Origin of the sequence: Pseudarthrobacter sp. J1738, from assembly GCF_050490315.1 — a bacterium.
Taxonomy (GTDB): Bacteria; Actinomycetota; Actinomycetes; order Actinomycetales; family Micrococcaceae; genus JBNPEO01.
The window spans coordinates 33434-57186 of record NZ_JBNPEO010000007.1; the positions used below are offsets into that span (position 1 = coordinate 33434).

A 23753-nucleotide genomic window follows, 5' to 3' on the forward strand; every position below is an offset into this window, starting at 1 on the left:
CGTGGTGCCGCTCAGTTGCTTCCCTGCGTCCGTATGCTGGCGCTGACGGTCAGCATACGGATGCCCAAAAAAGCAAGTTATTTTAGTCTCCGTCTACAACGTTGGTACCGGCTTGCGCATCCCGAGCTGCACGGCGAAGTTTTTTGTCAGAGACCGGACGCTCCCCCACATTCGCTGGTGTCCACGCATTCAAGTCTTCTTCGCTGAATTCGGTTTTGGATGGCCTGCGTTTGAGACCAATACCAGTGACTCCGTCTGCCAAGCGCCGCGTCACCAGCAAAAAGCCTGTGTGGGCTACCATCCGGTGGTCCGGGCGGACGGCCAAACCTTCAAGGTGCCAGCCGCGGACCATGGACTCCCATGCGTCAGGCTCAGTAAAGCGGCCATCGGCACGGATGGCTTCAGCGGTGCGGGACAACTGGGTGACGGTGGCAACGTAGTTAATCCAGACGCCCCCCGGGGCCAGAACTGTGGCTACTGCATCAAGGCATTCCCATGGGGCCAGCATGTCTAGGACAACGCGGTCAACACTGCCGGGTGCTTCAGCTTTGACGACTTCGTCTTGGAAATCACCCAAGGAAATCTGCCAAGCCGGATGCGGTCCACCAAAAATGGTTTCGACGTTCCCGCGGGCAATGTCAGCGAATTCTTCGCGACGCTCAAAAGAGTGCAAGTACCCGGAATCGCCGACGGCACGCAGCAAAGAAATAGACAATGCACCTGAGCCAACACCAGCTTCGACCACGCGCGCACCCGGGAAAATATCCGCCATGGTGACAATCTGACCAGCATCTTTCGGGTACACAACTGCCGCACCGCGAGGCATTGACAGTACAAAGTCACTGAGCAGGGGCCGCAAGGCCTGGTACTGCTGGCCCACATTGTTGGTGACTACAGAACCGTCCGGAGAACCAATGATGAGGTCGTGGTTCAAGAAGCCGCGGTGTGTGTGAAAGGCCCCACCCACCTCAAGGGAAATGGTGTTCATGCGTCCGCGTTCGTCAGTCAATTGAACTCGTTCGCCTTCGCGGAACGGACCACGACGGCGGGCAGCGCCAGTTGCAGTGCTAACCCGGGAATTCCCGGACGCCAGATGAGTGCCTGTCACCGGTGCCGAATCGCTCACAGTTTCGTGGGTGGATTCCGGGGTTTCGCTGGCGCTGGTCATAAACGTTCCTTGCTGCTTTGCTGAGTGGTGGACCGGCTGGTAACTCTACCGTGAATGGCCTGCAAGGCCGACATTCGACGGGTTTAGCGTCGCGCCTGATTGTTGCGTTTGCCAACAGTTTTTCCTGTGATGGCACTGACAACCGTCTGTTGGCGCAAAAGACCAGTGACCCGTCCGGCGTCGTCAATCACCGCATAGTCACGGCCCTCAAGTTTTGCCAGATAGTGCACCAAGTCTTCGCCCGCAGCAGCGCCGGGCACATAGGCTCCTGGCGAGAGCGCAAAAGACACTGCCGTCACCGGGGTAGATGCTTGGGATTGGGCTGGAACGCCCGCAAGAGCCGCGTCATCCACCACTCCCTGAGGCTTTCCGTCAGGCGCGCATAGTACGACGGCGAGTGAACCGCCGTCGTTCATTCGCAAAACGTCCGCGACGGTCGCCGAATTCGGTACACCGATCGCTGGCACGGAGAGCGAGGCTGCCGAAATGGCAGGCAAACGTAAACGCATCTTTGCGTGGTTGATGGCGGCGCTGGCGCCGCTCCACAAGAACCAAGCGACCAGAATGGAGATGATCCCGAAGCTGAAGTCCAGACCATCGCCGCGGAGCAACGGTAGGACCACAAACCACAGCAAAATGCCCACTACGATAATGCGCCCGGCCCAGCCAGCTGCAATGGTGCCGCGTTCGTGACTACCGGTAGTTTTCCACACGATGGATTCAACAATCCGGCCCCCGTCTAGCGGAATACCGGGAAGTACGTTGAAGATAGCGATCACAAAGTTGGCCCAGACAAAAATGTTAGCCAAAACACCAGCAACACCGCTTGGGTTGGCAGTGCTGACAAAGAGCCATGCCCCACCAGCCAGAATGAAGTTTGCCGCTGGCCCAGCGAGGGCAACGACCACCGATTTGCCGGGAGTTGCCGTGAAAACATCAAATTGTGTATGGCCGCCCCAAAGGTTGAGGACAATCTTTTCGGTGGGCCAGCCAAAAATCCGGGCGGTCAGTGCGTGAGCAAGCTCGTGCGCCAACACTGAGAGCAAAAGCAACACTGAATAACTGAAGGCAACTAGATAAGCGCCGGCACCGAGATGAGGCATTCCGCGCTGCAGTACTGGGCCAAACATAATGACTGTCAGAGCTGCGATGATAAACCACGAGTAGGCCAGAATGATTGGTACCCCGGCGATACGACCGAGGTGGATGCCTTCGCGTGAGTTTGTAGTGTGTTCGGGGGCAGACATTTAGTGGCTACCTGCTTTCGCTTGGGCAACCCTAAAGTCTTGCAGCACTGCGTGGAGGTCATGGACGTCCTTGCCGTGGAGCGAATCCCAAAGGACCGATGCGGATCCCTCCGGGATGTCGATCACGTGGGGCACGCCGACCGTGACGAGGCCCGAGGATACAGCGGCCTGAATTCCGGGGATGGAATCTTCCAATGCCACACAGTGCTCGGTACCTAGCTCTGGATCGGTCCTGCGCAAACGTTCCACTGCCGTGGTGTAGGCCTCCGGGTGTGGTTTGCCGTGCGTTACCGAATCGCCAGTCACAAGGAACTCAAAATAGGGTTCGGGCAGGCTCTCAGCAACCACAGTGGCCATGGGCCGCTCAGACATGGTCACCATTGCGCAGCGAATATCTGCTTGGTACAGGCTGTCCAGGAGCTCACGTGCGCCGGGACGCCATGGAACACGCTGTTGGATTCGCTCAATGACTTCGCCGCTGAGGTGGTCGATGATCTCGCGTGATTCCATCTCCACGCCGGCACGTTGCAGGATCTTGCTGGAGTGGACCAAAGACTGCCCTACAAGCTGCATAGCCTGCTCGTGAGACCACTTTCCGCCGAATCGTTCAACGAGGCCGTGTTCGGCAGCTATCCAATAGGGCTCGGTGTCCACGAGTGTCCCATCCATATCCCAAAGAACTGCCTTAAGCTGAGGAAAATGATTGGCATTGAGGGCCGAAGTCTGCATGCCCTCCAGTCTACGGTGAGCTGCTGATGAGTCACGGGTGTTGAACACAAATGCGCCATGGGCGAATATTTGCCAGTCTTGAACGCCGTACCGTTACCAGCGCCATGCTTCGACGTAGGGTAATGAAATGAACAGCTTCGAAGAGAATCTGGACTCCGTGGCCGCAAAGCTTCTGAAGAACGTGCCCGACGGCGAGCGGGTCACCGTCATGGTGGCCGCCTTTGAGGGCTGGAACGACGCCGGTGAGGCTGCCAGCGATGCCTTGCGCCATCTGATTCATGCATGGAACGCAAAAAAGATCGCGGTCATCGATGCTGATGAGTTTTACGACTTCCAGTTCACCCGACCCACTATTCGTACAACGGCCTCGGGCGCCCGGAAAATCAAGTGGCCGTCCACCAAAATTTCCAAGGCGTCACTGCCTGACCGCAACGTAGATGTGGTTTTTGTTCACGGCACAGAACCTTCATACAAGTGGCGGGCCTACACGGCCGAAGTCCTGCTTCAGGCTGAACAATTGAACGTGGACTATGTGATCTTGGTGGGCGCGCTCTTAGCCGATGTCCCCCACACCCGGCCCATCCCCATCACTACCACTTGTGATGATCCGGAAGTACGTGAGCGCCTGAACCTCGAAGCCTCCAACTACGAGGGGCCGGTGGGCATTGTGAGTGTTCTCGGCGAAATGGCGAAACTCGCTGGAATCCCAGCGATTTCTCTCTGGGCAGCCGTGCCGCATTATGTTGCTCAGTCCCCGTCTCCCAAAGCCCAGCTCGCCCTACTGCACGGGATCGAGGATCTCTTGGAGATTCCTCTGGACACCGCTGACGTGGCGGAAGACGCGGAAGCCTGGGAGCGCGGTGTCAACGAACTTGCTACGGACGATCCAGAAATCGCTGCCTACGTCCGGCAACTTGAAGAAGCGAAAGATACCGCCGAGTTGCCGGAGGCCAGCGGGGAATCGATCGCCCGCGAGTTTGAGCGGTACCTCAAACGCCGCGGGCAAGAAAACCCTTAGAGTTCGATTCCCAAAATTGCGTTGATGGCGGAGCTAATCAGAGTGGCGTCAGCTTCAGAATTTTCAGCTGTGGCGCTTGAACTGTGTGTTTGTTCAGCCCAAGCATCAACGGCCACCAAGGCGCCGGGCGCATCTAGATCGTGTGCAATGTGCTCGCGAATAGCAGCAATGAGTGGGTTAGCGCTGCCGGCTGGCGTGCTCGTGAGAGCGCCGCGCCAGCGTGCTAGGCGTTCCTGGGCCTGGGTTAGGAGCGCATCCGTCCAGAACCAGTCTTGACGGTAATGGTTACTCATCACAGCAAGCCGGATAGCAGCGGGGTCCTCCCCTGCCTTCCGCAGAGCCGAAACCAAGACCAAGTTACCCAGTGACTTACTCATCTTTTCGCCGTCGAGACCCACCATCCCGGTATGGGCATAGTGCAAGGCCATGTCCTTGCCGCTCAAAGAGAATGCGTGGCCAGCCCCCATCTCGTGGTGAGGGAAGATCAGGTCGGAACCTCCGCCTTGAACCGTGAACGGTGTGGGGAGGAAGCGTTGGGAAATAACGGTGCATTCAATGTGCCAACCTGGACGGCCGTTGCCTAGAGTTCCGCCATCCCAATGGGGCTCGCCAGACCGGGCCACGCGCCACAACAGTGGGTCCAGCCGGTGACGCTTACCGGCGCGGTCTGGGTCTCCACCGCGTTCGGCGAACAACGGAAGCATTTGGTCTTCGCTGAGCCCGGACACCGAGCCAAGCTCCCAAGAGTGAACCGCATGCCCGGCCGCTGAAGCAGCAACAGTGTCGTAATAAATGTCGCCATCGGGGGCGCCATCAGTACCAACCACGGGGTAGGCGAGTCCGGCCGCGATCAGCCGCTCTACCTCGGGAACAATCCACTCGATGGCTTCAACGGCACCAACGTAGTGAGCCGGAGCAATCACGTTGAGAGCTTCCATGTCGGCGCGGAACAGCTCAGTCTGCTCTACAGCAAGGTCCCGCCAGTCCACGCCGGTCGCAGTGGCGCGCTCTAAGAGTGGGTCGTCGACGTCCGTCACGTTCTGCACGTAACTCACGCTTTGACCGCCATCTCGCCATGCACGGTTCAACAGGTCAAAGGCGAGATAGGTCGAAGCGTGACCCATATGAGTTGCGTCATAGGGGGTGATGCCGCAGACATACATCGACTGCGAGCCGGTCTGTTCGATCACATCCAAGCGACCTTTAGCGGTATCAAAAATGCGAACCGCTGGCATGGAGCCGGGGATTTCAGGGACAGGACGGGATTTCCAAGCTTTCACTGTTCAAGCCTAGTGCTACGCGGCAATGACGTTGAAACCCAACAGGATGTAAAGCATAAGGCCCAGGGCAATTCGGTACCAGACAAAAAGGCGGTAGCTACGGGTGCTGACGTATTTGAGGAACCAGCCGATGATAAAGAAGCCCACCACAAACGCAATAACAGTTGCCAGCGCAGTTTCGCCCAAACCATAAGGGCCGGTGAGCCCGTCATGGGAAAGGACCTTGTAGAGCTGGTAAAGGCCACTACCAAAAACGGCGGGGATGGCCAGAAGGAACGAATAACGGGCTGCGGCTTCGCGTGTGTAACCCATCAATAGACCTGCTGAGATGGTGCCACCAGACCGTGAAACACCCGGAATAAGTGCCAGAGCCTGCGCCAAGCCAAACAGGATGCCGTGCTTAACGCTGATGTCGCTCAGCTCACGAGTCTGCTTTCCCACTGCATCCGCTACGGCTAGGACAAGACCAAAAACGATCAGCATGGTGGCAACAATCCACATACTGCGCAAAACGCTTTCAATCTGGTCTTGGAAGAGCAAGCCCAAAATGATGATGGGAAGGCTACCAATGATGATCAGCCAGCCCATCCGAGCGTCTGGATCTTGGCGACTGATACGGCCTGTGAGTGAACCAAACCAGGCCTTGATAATCCGGACGATGTCCCGCCAGAAGTAAACCAGTACAGCTGTCTCGGTGCCCAGCTGGGTAATAGCGGTAAACGCAGCACCTGGATCCGATGCGTTGGGTAAAAACTCACCCACAATTCGCAAGTGTGCGCTTGAGGAAACGGGGAGGAACTCAGTCAGTCCCTGTACTAGGCCGAGGAAGGCAGCTTCAATCCAATTCACAGATTTGACCTTACTTCATAGGCCACCAATTTCAGCCGTAAGCTTGCAGACATGCAGCAAAGATTTGTCGGCGACAGTGGCCTCCGTGCCTCCGCACTGGGACTGGGCACCATGACATGGGGTTCAGGAATAGACGAGGACGTGGCCGCGGATCTTTTGCGGATTTTTTGCGATGCCGGTGGCAACCTAGTTGACACCTCCGCCGGATACACCAACGGAGCGGCGGAAGCTATTTTGGGCCAGCACCTTGGCCACACTGTGGCGCGTCAGGATCTAGTCCTTGTGAGCAAGGCTGGGCTGGAATACCGGAACGGACACCGAGGGGTGGATACGTCCCGCAGTGCAATGTTGAGTTCGCTGGATGCTTCATTAGTGCGGCTAGGCACTCCCTACTTGGACCTGTGGCTAGTAGATGCATGGGATCCGCACGTCCCACTGCAGGAGACACTTTCCGCCATGGACCTGGCCCTGAACACGGGGCGCGTTCGTTATGTGGGATTCTCCAACTTTACTGGGTGGCAATCAGCCAAAGCTGCGGTGCAGGCACCCTTCACCGCCGTCGCGCACCAGATTGAATACTCGTTACTTCAGCGGCAAGCGGAGGCCGAAGTGATTCCCGCTGCCTATGACGCTGGTCTGGGACTCTTGGCTTGGGCGCCGTTGGGCCGTGGTGTCCTCTCAGGCAAGTATCGTGGCCAAATTCCCACCGACTCGCGGGCCGCCAATGAAGAGTGGGCCGACTATGTGGAGCCCTATTTAGCCACAAGGCCATCGCGCATTGTTGAGGCGCTGTGGACTGCATCGCAGGGTTTGGATAGCTCACCGGCGCAATTAGCTCTTGCGTGGTTATTGGCTCAAGAAAACGTTAGTTCGGCAATTGTGGGGCCACGCTCTGCGCAACAATTGCAACAATTACTGGGTGCTGAAGAGGTTCGGCTCCCCGAGCAAATCTCACAGGTGCTCAGCGAAGTGTCTGAACGGGCGAATTAGTCCTCGACGGGTTCGAAGTCGTCCTCGTCCTGTGAATCTTCGTCTGAATCTTCGTCATCAAAGTCGTCATCGTCTTCTTCGAAGACTTGAAGCGGTGTAACTTCGCCGTACGCTTCATAAAGAGCATCTTCGTAGACTTCAAAAGCGTCTGCGACGGCGAAAAAGGCTGCTTCAACGGCTGGGTCTCCATCGCTTCGGCGACTGGCGGCCGCCGCGAGGTGTTCCTCGAGGGCGGCCGTCAAAGACTGTAAGGCGACACGCGGATCGATGCTCATACGTTCACGTTAGCCGGAAAAGTAACAAAATGGAGGGCTATGAAGGAACAATTTCCAGCAGCAGCTGTACGACGCAGCCGGGACTTCGCGCGCCAGTACGAATACATGGTGCTTACAGTCCCCCGCAGCGAGTCAATCGGTGATGCGCGCCAACGCCTTGTTGAACATTCGGAGTACGGCAAATGGGAATTGGAGCGCACAGTGATGTACATGGGTGGTGCACGCCGTTTCTGGCTCCGCCGCAAAGTCCTCAGCGTCCAACGGACCATCTAGGGTCAATGCTCGAGTCAGCCTCCCGGTGCTAACTTTCTATCGGCCCCAGCCACGCATTGGCCACCGTGGCGTGCGCTGACTCGTCATCAGATGGATGGAACATCCCGGCCAAAACGTCACGATACAGGCGCCCCAGCTCACTGCTTGACGAGTAGCTGCCGCCTCCAGAGACCCTGATGGCCAAGTCAACAACTGTCCGGGCTGTCTCAGTGGCACGCACTTTCAGACCTACAAGCTTGGGGAACCATTTACTGCCATGATCAACGAGTGAATCAACGTCACGGCCCACGGTGAGTAACTGAGGAAGTATGGCGTCCATCGCGATCGCTGCGTCGGCCACTTTCCACCGAATGTCCGGATCCTGCGCGTAGCTTCGGCCACCATTTTTAAAGGAAGTGCGACGCTTCGCCGTAGCAACCCCCAGCTCCAAAGCCCTATCCCCTACGCCTGTGTAAACAGCTGCCAAGAGGGTTTCGAAGCAGGCAAATATGGCAAAGATCAACGGGTCAGCGTTGGGGCCTACAGGCAGCTTACGGAACACACGGTTGGAGGGAACTATTGCCCCTTCCAAGACGGTGGTGTTGGACTGGCTGGCTCGCATCCCCACAGTGTCCCAGTCATCAAGGATTCGATATCCTGGTGTGTCCCTGGTGATAAACCCGTGGACCAAAACAGGTTCAGGGCCACTAGAGTCCTTCCCGAAGATTCCCAAGCGGGTCCATGCTGGCGAAAGACTCGTGAAAATTTTAGTTCCTGTGAAGGAATAGCTTCCGTCATCTGAGGGGACGGCTTCGGTCCTGGAATCAAAGAGCACCGAATCATTGCCTGCTTCAGAATTGCCGAAGGCAAAAACTTCGCCTTGACCTGCTTCGTGCAGGACAAAGTCCAGACTCGTATCTCCGCGCTGAGCCAGCAAATGTGCGACGCCGGTCCACACCAAGTGCATATTCACCGCGAGCGCGGTGGCCGGGGCTGCCGTTGCAAGGCGGCGCTGAAGCAACGCCGCCGCTTCGAGCCCCAGACCCGATCCGCCGTCGTCCTTTGGAACGAACATCTTCAAGTACCCAGAGTCTTGAAGTTCCTTAAGATCCTCGTGGAAGAACTGGTTATTTTTGTCATAGCCTGCAGCACGTGAACGGATGCGCTCCAAAAGTTCATCGTTCAGGAGTGCTTTGTAGAGGTTTTGCTGGTCATTCACGGCAGCTAAGTCCTTTCAATGGACCTTTGTTCAGAGGCAGAAGTGGTCAGTCGCAGAAGCGGTCAGTGGCAGAAGCGGTCAGTGGCAGAAGTTCCACTTGACCGGCTGGAACAGCGAATCTAGTAGTTGGTGAGGAGTTGTTCCAACACCCGGGTGCCGAACTTGAGTGACTCGGCGGGGACACGCTCGTCCACGCCGTGGAACATGCCGGTGAAGTCGAGGTCATCAGGAAGCATCAGGGGTGCGAAGCCGTAACCGGTGATGCCCAGACGGCTCAGCGACTTGTTATCCGTACCGCCGGAGAGTGTGTACGGGAGGACTTTTGCGCCGGGATCCTGGCTGTGAAGGGCATCGATCATAGAGTCCACCAAGTTTCCTGAGAACGGAACTTCCAGGGACTCTCCCTTTTGCACGTAGCTAACGGCCACATCGGTTCCGGCAAGTTCGCGAACCTTTTCCAGAACCTGTTGCTCTTGGCCGGGCAGAGTTCGGCAGTCAATGAGAGCCTCAGCTGATTCAGGGATCACGTTGTGCTTGTAGCCACCCTTGAGCAGCGTGGGGTTGGACGTGTTCTGCAGCGTTGCTCCCACAAAACGAGCAACCGTGCCCAGTTCCTTCAACAGGAGTTCGGGATTGTCCGGATCGAATTCCACACCGGTAAGTTCCGTTACGCCATCTAAGAATTGACGTGTGGTGGGGGTGAGCTCAATGGGCCAACGGTACTCACCAATGCGTGTCACGGCCGAGGCCAGTTTGGTCACGGCATTGTCTGTGTTGATTTGTGAGCCGTGGCCAGCGCGGCCGTGGGCCACGAGGCGCAACCACGAGAGCCCCTTTTCCGCAGTTTGGAGCAAGTAGGTTCGCTGACCACCAATGTTGGCAGAGAATCCACCAACCTCTGAGATGGCCTCAGTAGCGCCTTCAAAGAGTTCAGGACGGTTTTCTACTGCCCAACCGGCGCCGTAACTTCCGCCAGCCTCCTCGTCGGCATAAAACGCAAAAATGATGTCTCGTTTGGGCTTGATGCCTTTCCGGGCGAAGTCCCGCATCACCGAAAGGATCATCGAGTCCATGTCCTTCATGTCCACTGCGCCTCGTCCCCAGATGAGACCGTCCCGCAGTTCCCCGGCAAAGGGATCAACTGACCACTGCTCTCTCAACGCGGGCACAACATCAAGGTGGCCATGGACCACCAAAGCTCCCTTTGCGGGGTCTGAGCCCTCCATGCGGGTGATGACACTCGCCCGGCCTGGGGCGGATTCGAAGATCTCTGCTTCCAGACCAACTTCGGTAATCAATCCCGCAGTGTATTCGGCAGCTGCGCGCTCCCCCGGGCCAGTTCCATCACCAAAGTTGCTGGTGTCCATCCGGATTAACTCTTGGCAAATCCTGACGACTTCGTCTTCGGGCCTGGTCTGCTCAGTCACGTGTCCTCCTGTTATTCGGATCGGCGAGAGTGCCACTTCTCAGACTACCCAGTTGTGGTGGGGAAACTTCCAGATTTTGGGCCTCAAAAGACCCCCGAGCTGGCCCGATTGTTAGTTTCCGCAAAGTTCGTGTTAGAGTTTTTCTCGCTGCTTTTGAAGGAAACGAACCGGTTTTACAGCGGGTCGAATCGTCAAAATACACCCTGCGCGGGTGGCGGAATGGCAGACGCGCTAGCTTGAGGTGCTAGTCCTCGAAAGGGGGTGGGGGTTCAAGTCCCCCTCCGCGCACAAAGCAAAAATGGCCCTGATCTTCGGATCAGGGCCATTTTTGTTTCGCCGAAACATAGGCTCATAAACTTCCCGCTAAAGGGCTGGGCAGTGGTGGTCTCGCCCAGCTCTGGGAGAGACCACCCCTGCCCGTCAGACGGGCCTTGTTGTCCGATTAGTTCGGCAGGATCGGTTCTACAGATCCCGTGAAGTGACGTCGCCCACTTCGTTGGTTCCACCCCACAAAAAGCATCTTTGGGGCGTTTCCCTCGAGTGCAGCAACGTCCGCTGCGGGTCCGTTTTCTTCTTCGGCCTCAATGCGTACGCCAACCGTCGCCGGCAGAAATACTGGTGCCTCAAATGAAACGTTCCACACAAAAGAATCGGATGCCGAAGTGCCAATTTCTGCGAGTGCACGCGAGGCAACGTACATGCCGTGCACAATCGAGGTTCGCAGTCCCAACGCTTTAGCAGAGAGAGAACTCAAGTGAATGGGGTTAAAGTCCCCGCTCACGGCTGCGTAGGCTCGCCCCGCATCGGCTCCGAGTCGCCATACGGCTGTGGGGTTCGGTGGCGCAAAGTCGGTCTTGGGCGGCTGCGTGGTGGGCTTATCGATGCCCGGAAGAAACACGCCTTTGGCGAGGTAGGTTGAAATACCGCGCCATAAGAGGTCGTCGCTGTGGGCTGCGCGAACTTCCACCACCAGGTCTACTTTGGTTCCAGCCCGGTGACCCGAGAGATTTTCAGCCCAGCTGCGAATATCCATCCGCTGAGAGCGTTCTATCTTGCCGAAATGCTCCACCCGATTTTGCAGGTGGATCATTCCCAATAGTGGTAGTGGGAACTCGTCTTTGGTCATCAAGCTCACGGCGAGTGGAAACCCCAACACATGTACGTAACCAGAAGGCACTGCATCGCTAACCGGTAGCCCAAAAAGCTTTTGGTAGGCGGTGAGCTTTTCTAGGTCGATTTCCACGTCAGCCACTTCGTGGGCAACGGCTGGAAGTTCTGGTTTCTCGTGGTGACCCAGTAGCTTTTTTCGTGCGGCGAGCGCTGCTGCATTTAGATACAGCTTTGACAATGACGGCGTCTCGCCGAGCACTTGAACGCTGGGGGTGCTCACGCTCCCACCAGATTCTGCCCGCAGACACGAAGCACTTCGCCGTTGATCCCTGCGGCGGCGTCGCTGGCCAAAAATGCTATCGCCTCAGCAACGTCAACGGGTTTGCCACCTTGTTGCAAAGAGTTCAGGCGACGCGCCACTTCACGGGTTGCGAAGGGGATGCGTGCTGTCATTTCGGTCTCGATGAATCCTGGTGCGACGGCGTTGATGGCACCTCCCTTAGTTTCCATGGCTGCGGCGGTGGAGCGAACCATTCCCATCACGCCACCCTTGGATGCTGCGTAGTTGGTCTGCCCGCGGTTACCGGCAATGCCACTGGTGGAGGCCACCGAAACTATGCGCGGACGTTGGGCAAAAACGTCGGAAGCCAATAGGGCCTCGTTGATGCGCAATTGGGCTGCGATGTTCACGGCCAGTACCGAATTCCAGCGTGCTGGATCCATGTTGGCTAGCAATTTGTCCCGTGTGATACCTGCGTTGTGCACCACAATGTCCAGGTGGCCATGGCGGCTTTTTGCGTGTTCCAGGATCTTCTGTCCTGCATCTTCACGGCTGATGTCTAATTGCAGTGCGCTGCCGTGTACTTCGTTGGCGATCTTGGCAAGGTGATCTCCCGCAGCAGGAATATCCACCAAAATCAGTGTTGCGCCGTCCCGGTACAGGGTGCGAGCAATTGCCGCACCAATTCCACGTGCTGCCCCGGTCACGACGGCTACCCGACCTTCGAGGGGACTGTCGCGCTTGGGCGGCAGGGCGCCGTCGTTATTTCCAATGGTCAGGAACTGACCGTCAACAAACGCCGAGCGACCGGAGAGGAAGAACTGCAGTGCACCTAATGCTCCAGGGCTGACCGGGGAGACATCTTCCGCCAGCACAATACCGTTGGCGGTTGACCCGGCCCGGAGTTCTTTGGCCAGTGAACGCACAAAGCCGTCGATGCCTTGACGTGCGGCCGCTATAGCCGGGGCGCCGGCGCTGACTGGGGAGCGGAATACGGTGACCACTCGAGAGTTTGCGGCTAGATGACGCAGGGCAGACCCCGTGGCTAATACTGACTCTTCTAGATCGGTGGGGTGCTGAACGTCGTCCAATACCAAAACGATGGCACCGAATTTTTCCTTGGCCGTAACGTGACGGCGGATGTCTAGGCCCCATGAGAGGAGTTCTTGGGCGAGTTCTTCAGCGCCCGAGGAGCTACCTTGAACCAGAACCGGACCAGTGACCAATGGATCACCTGGTGTGTGGCGACGAAGGACTACCGGCTGCGGTAGGCCCAGTTTTTTTGCCAGGTCTTTACCGAAACCTTTGCTAACGAATTCTGTGTATTTGTCAGTCACAATCAGTTCCTCCTAAAGAGATTCGAGGACGGCGACGACGCCCTGGCCGCCGGCGGCGCAGATGGAGATCAACCCGCGTGAAGGCCGGCCATCGACTGTGCCGCGTTCGTGGAGCATCTTGGAGAGGGAGGCAACGATGCGACCACCCGTGGCAGCGAAGGGGTGACCTGCTGCCAAGGATGATCCGTTGACGTTCAGTTTGGACCGGTCAACGCTGCCAAGGGCTTTGTCCAGACCGAGACGTTCGGTGCAGAAGGCGTCGTCTTCCCAGGCCGTGAGGGTGCTCAGAACCGTTCCTGCGAAGGCCTCATGGATTTCAAAGAAGTCGATGTCATCGAAGGTTAGGCCTAGTCGAGCCAGAAGGCGTGGCACAGCAAAGGCTGGCGCCATTAGCAGGCCATCCTTGCCGTGGACAAAGTCAACTGCTGCTGCCTCGCCATCAACCACACGGGCGAGCTTGGGCAGATCGTGAGCGTCAGCCCATTCCTCGGAGGCCAAAAGCACTGTGGACGCGCCATCGGTGAGCGGGGTGGAGTTGCCGGCCGTCATGGTGGCCTCTGCACCGAGCTGCTTGCCGAATACTGGCTTCAGCTTGGCGAGCTTTTCCAAGGTGGTGTCCGCACGCAAGTTTGAGTCTTTGCTCAAGCCGCGGTACGGGGTCATCAAATCGTCAAAGAAGCCACGCTCATAGGCAGCCGCAAGGTTCTTGTGGCTGTTGTAGGCCAACTCATCTTGTGCTTCACGAGTGACTTTCCACTGTGCAGTGGTGAGTGCTTGGTGTTCGCCCATGGACAGTCCAGTCCGCGGCTCACCCGTGCCCGGAGCGTTGGGAGCCAGGTCCTTGGGACGCAATTTACTCAGAGCCTGTACGCGCTGGCCGAGAGTTTTTGACCGGCTCAGTTCCATCAGAATGTTGCGCAGACCGTCGCTGACTGCAACGGGAGCGTCTGAGGTGGTATCCACTCCCCCAGCAATCGCTGAATCGATCTGGCCCAGCTTGATTTTGTTAGCCAGCCCCAAGACCGCTTCCAAGCCTGTGGCGCATGCCTGCTGAAGATCGTAGGCCGGGGTTTCGGCCGAAAGCGCCGAACCCAAAACAACTTCACGCGTGAGGTTGAAGTCTTTTGAGTGCTTCAGGACGGCACCAGCTGCTACTTCACCAATTCGTTCATCTTGGAGACCAAAGCGAGCGACAAGCCCGTCCAATGCCGCTGTAAGCATGTCTTGGTTTGAAGTGTTGATGTAGGCGCCATTAGAGCGGGCGAAGGGAATTCGGTTTCCACCGATTACTACGGCATTACGCAGATCATTCACGTTTTGACTCTCCTTTGTCCGGCACACAAGGTCCGGTTCGGGCCAACGCGACGAGATGCACGCTGACTCCATGTTGACGCCGCCCGACTGCAAGAAGCAATGGCGGTTACCGATACTCAGCGTACCTGATACGCTGAGTATCGTGAACATTCGGACCACACTTACGACGACGACTACCGACACTTCGGTTGCGGCGTCCACAACGGCGGCAGTAGCAGTGGCAGACGGGCGATCGGCTCGTTGGAGCAGCCACCGCGAGGAACGCCGTCGTGAATTAATCCGTGCAGCCCGCCGCGCGGTCCATACCTTGGGTCCAGAAGCGTCAATGGATGACATTGCCAACGCGGCCAGCACTTCCAAATCGGTGTTCTACCGCTACTTCGGTGACAAAGCTGGCTTACAGCAAGCTGTTGGGGAAGTGGTCCTACACCAGATGCGGCAGAAAATTGTTGACGCAGCACAGGGTGCAGAGGGTCCTCAAGAGGCACTGCATGCCATGGTCAGTGCTTATCTGCACATGGCCCAGACCTCGCCGAACGTCTATACCTTCGTAACAAAGCGTGGAAATCTAGATAGTTCCTCAACGGTCGGAAGCCCTTTGGGCGGTGCGTTCAGTCATTTCTTCGATGCGATCACACAAATGCTGGCAAAACCCATGCAGGACTATTTCTCCGGCAATAGCAGCGCGCTCATTGCGTACTGGCCCACGGCAGCCATTGGGCTAGTACGGGCCGCTGGTGAAGAGTGGCTTTCCGCCACGGCCAGCCAGCCACAAGCAGACCCGGACTCCATGGCTACTCGGATTACCGGCTGGCTCCTGCACGGGATAGCCCACGAACTTAGCACTCCCCTCAGCAACTCTGCGATGACTAATCAGCCATCATGACCAACGAAGGAATGACAATGACTGAAGTATCTGACCGTCCCATCACCAAGGGATCAGCCGGACACACTCCCCCTAAGCAGCACCCGGCATCTAGCTCCGAGCCCAAAGTCAACGTTGAAGCATTGGGCGAACAGCTTTTGGGGAAGTGGGCTGACTACCGCAAGGCCGCACGAGTGCTTGCAGCGGACACCCGACTTCACAAAATCGAGGGCCTGTCTCACACCGAACACCGCAAGCGCGTTTTTGAGCAACTAAAGATCCTCGTTGAACAAAAAGCAGTGCTGCGCGCTTTTCCCAAGAGCTTGGGTGGCGAAAACGAAAACGGCGGAAACATTGCCGGGTTCGAAGAACTTGTGACCTCCGACCCTTCACTGCAGATCAAGGCAGGCGTCCAGTGGGGTCTCTTCGGTAGCGCCGTGATGCACTTGGGCAGCGAGGAACACCACAAGGCGTGGTTGCCGGGGATTATGAGCCTTGAAACCCCTGGCTGCTTCGCCATGACCGAAATTGGTCACGGCTCTGATGTTGCTAGCATCGCCACCACGGCCACCTATGACGAAGCAACACAAGAATTTGTTATCAACACCCCCTTCCGTGCCGCATGGAAAGAATTCATTGGCAACGCAGCCGTTGACGGCCTGGCGGCAGTGGTATTTGCCCAGCTCATCACCAAGGGCGTTAACCACGGTGTCCACGCGTTCTACGTAAATCTTCGCGATCCCGAAACCAAAGAGTTCCTGCCGGGTATCGGCGGCGAGGACGACGGCATCAAGGGTGGACTCAATGGCATCGATAACGGCCGTTTGCACTTCGACCATGTCCGTATTCCGCGCACCAACCTGCTCAACCGCTACGGTGACGTCAACGAAGCCGGTGAATACAGCTCTACCATCGAAAGCCCAGGACGTCGCTTCTTTACGATGCTCGGAACCCTAGTCCAGGGCCGTGTGTCCTTGGACGGTGCGGCCGTGACGGCTACCAAGATTGCTCTCAAAACGGCCATCCAGTACGCAACTGAGCGCCGTCAGTTCAATGCTTCCTCCCCCACCGAGGAAGAAGTCCTCTTGGACTACCAGCGCCACCAGCGCCGCCTCTTTACCCGTTTGGCCACCACATACGCCGCAAGCTTTGCGCACGAAGAACTGCTTGAAAAGTTCGACGGCGTTTTCTCAGGCCGCACAGACACGGATGCTGACCGTGAAGACCTTGAAACTCTGGCAGCAGCGTTGAAACCATTGAGCACATGGCACGCGCTGGACACGTTGCAGGAGTGCCGTGAAGCGTGCGGCGGCGCCGGATTCCTGGCCGAGAACCGTTTTGGTTCATTACGCGCGGATCTTGACATCTATGCGACGTTCGAGGGCGACAACACGGTGCTGCTCCAGCTTGTGGCCAAGCGGCTCTTGGGCGACTACGCCAAAGAATTCCGCAACGTGGACTTTGGTGTGCTGGCCCGGTACGCGGTAGGCCAGGCAACTGACCTTGCCGTCAACCGCACTGGTCTGCGCCAAGTAGCCCAGTTTGTGGCTGACACTGGACTTGCCCAGAAATCTGCTAACGCTCTGCGCTCTGAAGAAGGCCAGCGTGCCTTGCTGACCGATCGTGTTCAGTCCATGGTGGCCGAGGTTGGGTCGGCGTTGCGCGGCGCCCCCAAGCTGCCCCAGGCCAAGGCAGCTGCATTGTTCAATGCCCACCAGAACGAGATCATTGAAGCAGCCAAGTCCCACGCTGAGCTCCTCCAGTGGGAAGCGTTCACGCGTGCGCTTGCTGAAGTTCAAGACGAAGGAACCAAAAAAGTCCTGACCTGGGTTCGTGACCTCTTTGGCCTGTCCTTGATTGAAAAGAACTTGGCCTGGTATTTGATGAACGGCCGGCTGTCAATGCAGCGCGCTCGCACAGTGGGCGACTACATCAACCGTCTCCTGACCAAGATTCGTCCGCATGCTTTGGACTTGGTTGACGCATTCGGTTACGGCCCCGATCAGTTGCGGACAGCCGTTTCCACGGGAGCCGAAAAAATCCGTCAGGACGAGGCCGCTGCGTACTTCCGTGCACAGCGCGCCAGTGGTACTGCCCCGATCGACGAAAAGGTGCTGATCGAGCGTAAGCGCCGCGAAGCAAAGAGCAAGGGCGCAGCTAAGTAGCCAGCCTCTAGGGTGCTAGAAGAACGACGGCGGTACTCGCCATCGGTGAGATTCTCACGGATGGCGAGTACCGCCGTCGGACATTAACGCAGCAAAACATCTATTAGCTAGGGCGAACCCTTACTTTAGGACCGAGCGGTAAACCTCTAGGGTCGTTTCAGCAATGGATTCCCACGAGAAGTGCTCTTCCACCCGGGCGCGCCCGGCAACACCCATGGCGCGGGCCTTGGCTGGATCTTCAACTACCTTGATCAGTGCGTCAGCGAAGTCGTTAACGAACTTGTCTGGGTCCAAGGGGGTACCGGTGCCGTCGGTGAGCTGCTCAATGGCCACAAGCAAGCCTGTCTCGCCATCTTTAACTACCTCGGGGATACCACCGGTGGCACTGGCAACTACAGCAGCACCACAGGCCATAGCTTCTAGGTTCACAATGCCCAGCGGTTCGTAGATGGAGGGGCAAGCGAAAGCCGTTGCGTGGCTGAGAACCTGAATGAGCTCTGCACGAGGCAACATTCGCTCAATCAAAATCACACCCTCACGCTGACTCTGAAGTTCCGCAATGAGTTTGTTCGTTTGCTCGGCCAGAGCTGGAGTGTCTGCAGCGCCCAAGCACAGGACTAGCTGAACGTCAGCCGGTAGCTTTGCAGCGGCCTGGAGCAAGTACGGGACACCCTTTTGACGAGTATTACGCCCAACAAACACCACACTCGGTTTTTCTGGGTTAATGCCCAAAGTACGGACGGCGTCTTCGCCTTCATCACGCGTCCACTGAGAGACGTCAATTCCGTTGTGAACCACCTTGACCCTTGCCGGGTCAACGTTCGGGTAGCTCTTGAGGATGTCTTGGCGCATTCCGTCGGACACGGCAATAATCGCAGCGGCTGCTTCATAGGCGGTCTTTTCAGCCCATGAGCTCACTGCATAACCGCCACCGAGTTGCTCTGCCTTCCACGGTCGCAACGGCTCAAGGCTGTGTGCACTGAGTACGTGCGGAATACCGTGCAATAGCGAGGCAAGGTGCCCGGCCATGTTGGCATACCAGGTGTGTGAGTGAACCACATCAGCGCCAGCAATGTCAGGGACGATCGAAAGATCAACACCAAGGGTTTGAATCGCTGGGTTCGCGTCGGCTAAGTCTGCCGGCACGTTATAGGAGTTCACAGTGGCACCGTGGTAGTCCTCAGGGCGGGGCGCACCAAAGGCCCGAACCCTCAATTCCACGTGTTGCGCCAGCACACGGCTGAGCTCCGCTACGTGTACTCCGGCGCCGCCGTAAATCTCGGGCGGAAATTCTTTGGTCACAATGTCGATTCGCACGGTTCTAACGTAGTCCTTCCACGTTATGTGATCTAGTGTGAAAGTGTCCGGACATGATCCGGATCTTTGTTGCCACAGTTTTGATGCAGGGGAGTTCACACGATGGCGTTGAAGAAAGTCCTGGCAATTGTCCTTGCAGGCGGAGAAGGTAACCGATTGATGCCGTTGACGGCCGATCGCGCCAAGCCTGCCGTCCCTTTTGCCGGAGGATACCGACTTATTGACTTTGCGTTGTCCAACTTGGTCAATTCTGGTTATCTGCAAATTGTGGTGTTGACGCAGTACAAGTCGCATAGCTTGGACAGGCACATCTCCGAAACGTGGCGTATGTCCACTTTGTTGCAGAATTACGTCGCTTCGGTGCCGGCGCAGCAACGTGTGGGCAAGAGCTGGTTCTTGGGCAGCGCCAACGCCATCTATCAGTCCTTGAACCTGATCCATGACGCTCAGCCAGACATTGTGGTGGTGGTTGGTGCCGATCACGTTTACCGGATGGACTTTGAACAGATGGTGGGATTCCACACAGCATCTGGTGCAAAAGCTACAGTTGCAGCAGTCCGGCAGCCGCTGAGCATGGCGGACCAATTTGGTGTCATTGAAGTTGACCCAGAAAACACCGGCCGGATTGGCGCTTTTGTTGAAAAGCCTTCCAGCACACCAGGGCTGCCTGACGCGCCGGACCAGTTCTTGGCGTCCATGGGTAACTACGTTTTTGATGCAGATGCTTTGGTTGAAGCTCTTACGCTGGATGCCGAACGCCTGGACACCAAGCACGACATGGGTGGAGACATCGTTCCTTACTTTGTTTCTCGGGGCGAAGCCGCTGTCTACGACTTCACCACCAATGACATTCCAGGCTCTACTGATCGCGACCGTACCTACTGGCGAGACGTAGGGACCATCGATTCGTTCTACGACGCCCACACGGACCTCATTTCACCGATGCCAGTGTTCAACCTCTACAACTCAGAATGGCCAATCTACACGCGGCAAAGCATTTCGCCGCCGGCCAAGTTTGTCCGTGGAGAGCACAACACCGTTGGGGCTGCATTGGACTCGATTGTGTCCAATGGCGTAGTCATTTCCGGTGGCATTGTGGAGGGTTCGGTACTTTCCCCTGATACGTTCGTGGACGCCGGTGCACGAGTATTGGACTCCGTTCTGATGGACAAAGTCCGGATCGGTGCTGGAGCAATTGTTAAGCGAGCCATTATCGACAAAAATGTCCAAATCCCAGCAGGCGCCACAGTAGGTGTAGACAGGGCACTGGATGAGGCTCGCGGCTTTAAAGTCACCGAGTCTGGAATTACTGTTCTGGCTAAGGGACAAGAAGTGCCAGAACCCGATGAAAAAGAACTGGCGCTTTCTAAAACCGAACGCGGCCGAATTCCGCAAGCGGTAGCAGCGGCAGCCAAGACCTTTGAGGGCCTTCAGACCGAAATCAATAAGGTGGCAACCGTTCAGGAAGCCGCTGCAGACCTTCCGAAAGCAGCCAAATAGCTCCACACAGTTTTCCGCGCGTCGCGCAACTGAGTAGCACGGTAAAATGGGGCCAATGAGCGCTCCAGAATTATCGCCTGAGGAAATTCAAGCCTGTCTTAAGGTTTTGAATGCCATCCACGTCTATGACGAGGAGGACCCGGACTACATTGCTGTGCGGCGCGCAACCGGAAAAATGTTTAAGGCAGTCAAGCGTCACCGCCGCGTCACCAAGCGTGATGCCATTAACGACGCCGACCGTGCGGTTCTAGCGAAAACTGCCACCGCTGCCCCGGACCGGATTGATGACGAGACGCGCGGCAATAAACTATCCAGTTCAGTGACCGGTGAAGTCGCCGGTCACTTGCTTCGTTCGCGTCCTTGCTACATTTGCAAGCAGCACTACACTCAGGTTGACGCTTTCTATCACCAGCTGTGCCCTGATTGTGCAGCGATGAGCCACGCCAAACGTGACGCCCGTACCGATCTGACTGGGCGCCGAGCACTGCTCACCGGCGGCCGGGCAAAAATTGGTATGTACATTGCACTTCGACTCCTGCGTGATGGTGCCCACACCACCATCACTACCCGTTTCCCCAAGGACGCTGCACGCCGCTTTGCAGCGATGGAGGACAGCACAGACTGGCTGCACAGGCTGAGGATTGTGGGCATTGACCTACGTGATCCGTCCCAGGTCATGGCCCTGACTGACTCGTTGGATGAAGCTGGCCCTTTGGACATCATCATTAACAATGCCGCCCAAACGGTGCGCCGCTCCCCCAACGCTTACGGCCCGCTGGTGGACGCAGAAGATGAAGAGCTCCCCGCAGCATTGCAACCGGCCAACGGTGGTCCTGAATTGGTCACCTTTGGCCATGCACATGACAAGCACCCCTTGGCGCTTGCCACGAGCGTTTTGGAACACCCGGTCCTCGCTGGAGACTCGATCACATCTTTGGCTCTCTCCACCGGTTCAGCTTCGCTAGAACGCATCAAGGCCGGAACGGCTATTGACGCAGGCGGACTTGTCCCGGACTTGGCTAGCATCAACAGCTGGACTCAAGTAGTCGACCAAGTTGATCCGCTCGAGATGCTTGAGGTGCAGTTGTGTAACGTAACAGCACCGTTCTTGTTGGTTAGCCGCCTCCGCCCAGCTATGAGGCGCTCCACCGCACGGCGCAAATACATCGTCAACGTATCTGCCATGGAAGGCCAGTTCAGCCGCGCATACAAGGGCCCCGGACACCCTCATACCAACATGGCCAAGGCTGCTCTGAACATGATGACGCGAACCAGCGCAGCAGAGATGCTGGAGACGGACGGTATCTTGATGACTGCCGTTGACACCGGATGGATCACCGACGAGCGCCCGCACTACACCAAAGTCCGGCTGATGGAAGAAGGCTTCCATGCTCCGTTAGACCTCGTGGACGGTGCTGCCCGAGTCTACGATCCGATTGTGATGGGTGAGGCCGGCGAGGACCAATACGGAGTCTTTCTCAAGGACTACAAGCCTTCGCCCTGGTGACTTATAGCTGCCATCGAAGGAGAGTTCACAAGATTTAAAGTATTGAGGACCGGCCTCAAGACCGGTCCTCAATACTCTGCTCCAGCCCTTGTCTCAGGCGAGCCGCGTGATCTCCACGCTGACGCTCAGCTCAGAACCACCACGCCCGGCCAAAATACCCTTCAGCGGTGGCACGTCGCGGTAGTCGCGGCCGCGGGCGACCGTAACGTGAAAGTCCCCAGCTGGTTTGTGGTTGGTGGGATCCCAGCTACGCCAGTCACCGTCCCAAAACTCTAGCCACGCATGTGACTGGCCGGCGACCGTCTCGCCAATTTCCGCCGTCGACCGTGGATGGATGTACCCAGAAATGTAGCGGGCTGGAATGCCACAACTACGCAGTGCCCCAATGGCCAGATGTGCCAAGTCCTGGCAAACACCCTGACGCTGGTTCCACGCTTCTTCAGCGTTGGTAGTGACCCCAGTGGTGCCCTTCATATAAGTCATCTCACCGCGCATCCACTCGAAGATCGCCAATGCTGCATCATGCGGGGACCGCGCTTCCACAACCCCGGGAATGATGCTGAGAACTTCCTCGCCAGGATTAGACAATTGCGACTGCGGGATCCAATCGCTGAATTGATTAAGCACCTCATATGAGCTCAGCGTTTCCCACGGAACAATGTCCGCAGACGTGGGGACGCGTTCGGCGCGGTGGACCTCAACAGTGGTAGTAGCCAAAACGTCCAGCTGATCGTGTGGCATTTGCATATCAAAAGCGGTCACTCGAGTGCCCCAGTAGTCGCGGTAAGTGCTCACTGCGGCCTGCGAGGGCAACACCTTGATCGAAGACTCGAGCACCACTTGCTGCGCATCGGTCAAAGGCGTCATACGAGCCTCGTTATACGAGAGTGAGACTCGATTCTTGTACTGATAATTAGTGCGGTGAACAATGCTCAACCGGGTCATGATACTTCTCCCACCCAGGCATGTTCATCAGCCTGATTGAAGTACTTACGGGAAATTGCGTCCGAGGCCTGGGCCACTGCTTTCTGCACACGTTCCATGTGTTCGGGCAGCTCTGACATCAAGTCATCCGTGCGGTGGAACTCCAAGAATGTACGTGCTTGGCCCACAATGCGCCGAGCGTCGTTGATAAAGCCAACGCGTTGGGCAGAGGGGTCCAGCTTGGACAAGCACTCGTCGGCGTCACGCAAGGCGAACACAATGGATCGTGGGAACAAACGGTCCAGAAGCAAAAATTCCGCCGCATGCTCGTCGCCAAATGCGGCCCTGCGCGTGCGCAAAAATGATTCGTAGGCACCAGCGCACCGCAGCATATTCACCCACGACATTCCTGCGGACAGGACGTCGCGTGTGGAGAGCATCCGGGCAGTCATGTCCGCGCGTTCCAACGAACGGCCTAGCGCCAAGAATTGCCAGCTCTCATCATGGCTGACAGTGGTATCCGCCAAACCACGAACCATCGCTGTACGTTCCAGCACCCAGTTACAGTATCTGTACGTCCCCACAACATCCTTGCGGTGCTGATTCAGTCCGTAGTAAGTGGTGTTCAAGCTCTCCCACAAGCTTGAAGACACTGTCTCGCGAGCACGGCGCGCATTTTCACGAGCTGCGCCAAGAGAACCTGCAATGGACGTTGCGCTGGTCTTGTCATAGGCCAAAGCATGGAGTAACTCGTTGAGCCCAAATTCCTCAGTCTGAGGACGCGCGCCCATCACGGCGAGAAGTTCTTGAGCAACGCTGCGCTGCTCTTCGAGGGGCAAATGGTTCAAACGTTCGAGGTGAACGTCCAGGATTCGAGCGGTGCCGTCAGCACGTTCTACATACCGGCCAATCCAAAAGAGTGATTCAGCAATTCGGCTAAGCATGGGGTGCTACCTCCTGAAAACGGGAGCGAATAGTGT

The 23753-nt window shown here is 57.1% G+C and carries 21 protein-coding genes and 1 tRNA gene; 8 read left to right on the plus strand and 14 right to left on the minus strand.

Features of this window, described 5'->3' with window-relative positions:
• Positions 1 to 82: 82 nt before the first annotated feature.
• From ACQR35_RS10235 to ACQR35_RS10245, 3 genes are all read right to left on the minus strand, one after another.
• The gene (locus tag ACQR35_RS10235; RefSeq protein WP_430267133.1) at positions 83 to 1168 is read right to left on the minus strand and encodes a tRNA (adenine-N1)-methyltransferase; all 1086 of its coding nucleotides are present in this window, start codon (positions 1166 to 1168) and stop codon (positions 83 to 85) included.
• A gap of 83 nt (positions 1169 to 1251) precedes the next feature.
• Positions 1252 to 2415: a site-2 protease family protein gene (locus tag ACQR35_RS10240; protein ID WP_430267132.1), complete on the minus strand. Its 1164-nt coding sequence runs from the start codon at positions 2413 to 2415 to the stop codon at positions 1252 to 1254.
• The gene (locus tag ACQR35_RS10245) at positions 2416 to 3144 is read right to left on the minus strand and encodes an HAD family hydrolase (protein WP_430267131.1); all 729 of its coding nucleotides are present in this window, start codon (positions 3142 to 3144) and stop codon (positions 2416 to 2418) included.
• Positions 3145 to 3271: 127 nt separating this feature from the next.
• Here ACQR35_RS10245 and ACQR35_RS10250 point away from each other — a divergent pair, with 127 nt between their 5' ends.
• Positions 3272 to 4162, plus strand: coding sequence for a PAC2 family protein (locus ACQR35_RS10250; protein WP_430267130.1), 891 nt, complete (start codon positions 3272 to 3274; stop codon positions 4160 to 4162).
• Here the strand turns inward: ACQR35_RS10250 and mshC are convergent.
• Together mshC and ACQR35_RS10260 are read right to left on the minus strand one after the other, a co-directional pair.
• A complete protein-coding gene (mshC, locus tag ACQR35_RS10255; protein WP_430267129.1) occupies positions 4159 to 5442 on the minus strand; it encodes a cysteine--1-D-myo-inosityl 2-amino-2-deoxy-alpha-D-glucopyranoside ligase in 1284 nt (427 codons plus the stop codon). The genes ACQR35_RS10250 and mshC overlap by 4 nt on opposite strands.
• A gap of 15 nt (positions 5443 to 5457) precedes the next feature.
• A complete protein-coding gene (locus tag ACQR35_RS10260; RefSeq protein ID WP_430267128.1) occupies positions 5458 to 6291 on the minus strand; it encodes an undecaprenyl-diphosphate phosphatase in 834 nt (277 codons plus the stop codon).
• Positions 6292 to 6342: 51 nt separating this feature from the next.
• Here ACQR35_RS10260 and ACQR35_RS10265 point away from each other — a divergent pair, with 51 nt between their 5' ends.
• On the plus strand, positions 6343 to 7281 hold the full coding sequence (locus ACQR35_RS10265) for an aldo/keto reductase (RefSeq protein WP_430269968.1): 939 nt from the start codon (positions 6343 to 6345) through the stop codon (positions 7279 to 7281).
• Here the strand turns inward: ACQR35_RS10265 and ACQR35_RS10270 are convergent.
• Positions 7278 to 7556, minus strand: a complete 279-nt coding sequence (locus ACQR35_RS10270) for a hypothetical protein (RefSeq protein WP_430267126.1) — start codon at positions 7554 to 7556, stop codon at positions 7278 to 7280. The two genes, ACQR35_RS10265 and ACQR35_RS10270, sit on opposite strands and share 4 nt — an antisense overlap.
• Before the next feature lie 39 nt (positions 7557 to 7595).
• Between ACQR35_RS10270 and ACQR35_RS10275 the strand changes: the two genes are divergently transcribed.
• Complete coding sequence (locus tag ACQR35_RS10275) at positions 7596 to 7829, plus strand: DUF5703 family protein (protein ID WP_430267125.1); 234 nt, start codon at positions 7596 to 7598, stop codon at positions 7827 to 7829.
• Positions 7830 to 7857: 28 nt separating this feature from the next.
• Here the strand turns inward: ACQR35_RS10275 and ACQR35_RS10280 are convergent, their stop codons facing one another.
• Both ACQR35_RS10280 and ACQR35_RS10285 read right to left on the minus strand, forming a co-directional pair.
• On the minus strand, positions 7858 to 9027 hold the full coding sequence (locus ACQR35_RS10280; RefSeq protein WP_430269969.1) for an acyl-CoA dehydrogenase family protein: 1170 nt from the start codon (positions 9025 to 9027) through the stop codon (positions 7858 to 7860).
• Between the two features lie 119 nt (positions 9028 to 9146).
• Positions 9147 to 10454: a M20/M25/M40 family metallo-hydrolase gene (locus ACQR35_RS10285; RefSeq protein WP_430269970.1), complete on the minus strand. Its 1308-nt coding sequence runs from the start codon at positions 10452 to 10454 to the stop codon at positions 9147 to 9149.
• 205 nt (positions 10455 to 10659) lie between these two features.
• Here ACQR35_RS10285 and ACQR35_RS10290 point away from each other — a divergent pair.
• Positions 10660 to 10742, plus strand: a tRNA-Leu gene (locus tag ACQR35_RS10290).
• 154 nt (positions 10743 to 10896) lie between these two features.
• On the opposite strand, the gene ACQR35_RS10295 is transcribed toward ACQR35_RS10290, so the two are convergent.
• Genes ACQR35_RS10295 through ACQR35_RS10305 form a run of 3 tightly spaced genes read right to left on the minus strand, consistent with a single transcriptional unit; the run spans position 10897 to position 14495 of the window.
• Positions 10897 to 11844, minus strand: coding sequence for a MaoC family dehydratase (locus tag ACQR35_RS10295; RefSeq protein ID WP_430269971.1), 948 nt, complete (start codon positions 11842 to 11844; stop codon positions 10897 to 10899).
• Entirely contained in the window at positions 11841 to 13181 is a 1341-nt protein-coding gene (locus ACQR35_RS10300) for a 3-oxoacyl-ACP reductase (protein WP_430267121.1), read from the minus strand. The genes ACQR35_RS10295 and ACQR35_RS10300 overlap by 4 nt, the downstream gene beginning before the upstream one ends.
• A 12-nt stretch (positions 13182 to 13193) precedes the next feature.
• Positions 13194 to 14495, minus strand: a complete 1302-nt coding sequence (locus tag ACQR35_RS10305) for an acetyl-CoA C-acetyltransferase (RefSeq protein WP_430269972.1) — start codon at positions 14493 to 14495, stop codon at positions 13194 to 13196.
• A gap of 142 nt (positions 14496 to 14637) precedes the next feature.
• Here ACQR35_RS10305 and ACQR35_RS10310 point away from each other — a divergent pair, with 142 nt between their 5' ends.
• Together ACQR35_RS10310 and ACQR35_RS10315 are read left to right on the plus strand one after the other, a co-directional pair.
• Positions 14638 to 15381: a TetR/AcrR family transcriptional regulator gene (locus ACQR35_RS10310; protein WP_430269973.1), complete on the plus strand. Its 744-nt coding sequence runs from the start codon at positions 14638 to 14640 to the stop codon at positions 15379 to 15381.
• Positions 15382 to 15398: 17 nt separating this feature from the next.
• Positions 15399 to 17525, plus strand: a complete 2127-nt coding sequence (locus ACQR35_RS10315; RefSeq protein ID WP_430269974.1) for an acyl-CoA dehydrogenase — start codon at positions 15399 to 15401, stop codon at positions 17523 to 17525.
• 120 nt (positions 17526 to 17645) lie between these two features.
• On the opposite strand, the gene glgA is transcribed toward ACQR35_RS10315, so the two are convergent.
• Positions 17646 to 18842 (minus strand): glycogen synthase, encoded by a 1197-nt coding sequence (gene glgA, locus ACQR35_RS10320; RefSeq protein ID WP_430269975.1) that lies wholly within the window; start codon positions 18840 to 18842, stop codon positions 17646 to 17648.
• Between the two features lie 102 nt (positions 18843 to 18944).
• On the opposite strand from glgA, the gene glgC reads away from it, so the two are divergent.
• Together glgC and ACQR35_RS10330 are read left to right on the plus strand one after the other, a co-directional pair.
• Positions 18945 to 20342 carry a glucose-1-phosphate adenylyltransferase gene (gene glgC, locus ACQR35_RS10325; protein ID WP_430269976.1) on the plus strand — a complete coding sequence of 466 codons (1398 nt, stop codon included), beginning with the start codon at positions 18945 to 18947 and terminating at the stop codon, positions 20340 to 20342.
• 55 nt (positions 20343 to 20397) lie between these two features.
• Positions 20398 to 21849 (plus strand): SDR family NAD(P)-dependent oxidoreductase, encoded by a 1452-nt coding sequence (locus tag ACQR35_RS10330; RefSeq protein WP_430267115.1) that lies wholly within the window; start codon positions 20398 to 20400, stop codon positions 21847 to 21849.
• Between the two features lie 93 nt (positions 21850 to 21942).
• Here ACQR35_RS10330 and ACQR35_RS10335 read toward each other — a convergent pair whose 3' ends face one another.
• The gene (locus tag ACQR35_RS10335) at positions 21943 to 22794 is read right to left on the minus strand and encodes a transglutaminase family protein (protein WP_430267114.1); all 852 of its coding nucleotides are present in this window, start codon (positions 22792 to 22794) and stop codon (positions 21943 to 21945) included.
• Positions 22791 to 23717 (minus strand): alpha-E domain-containing protein, encoded by a 927-nt coding sequence (locus ACQR35_RS10340; RefSeq protein WP_430269977.1) that lies wholly within the window; start codon positions 23715 to 23717, stop codon positions 22791 to 22793. Before ACQR35_RS10340 ends, ACQR35_RS10335 begins: the two co-directional genes overlap by 4 nt.
• Positions 23718 to 23753 lie beyond the last annotated feature (36 nt).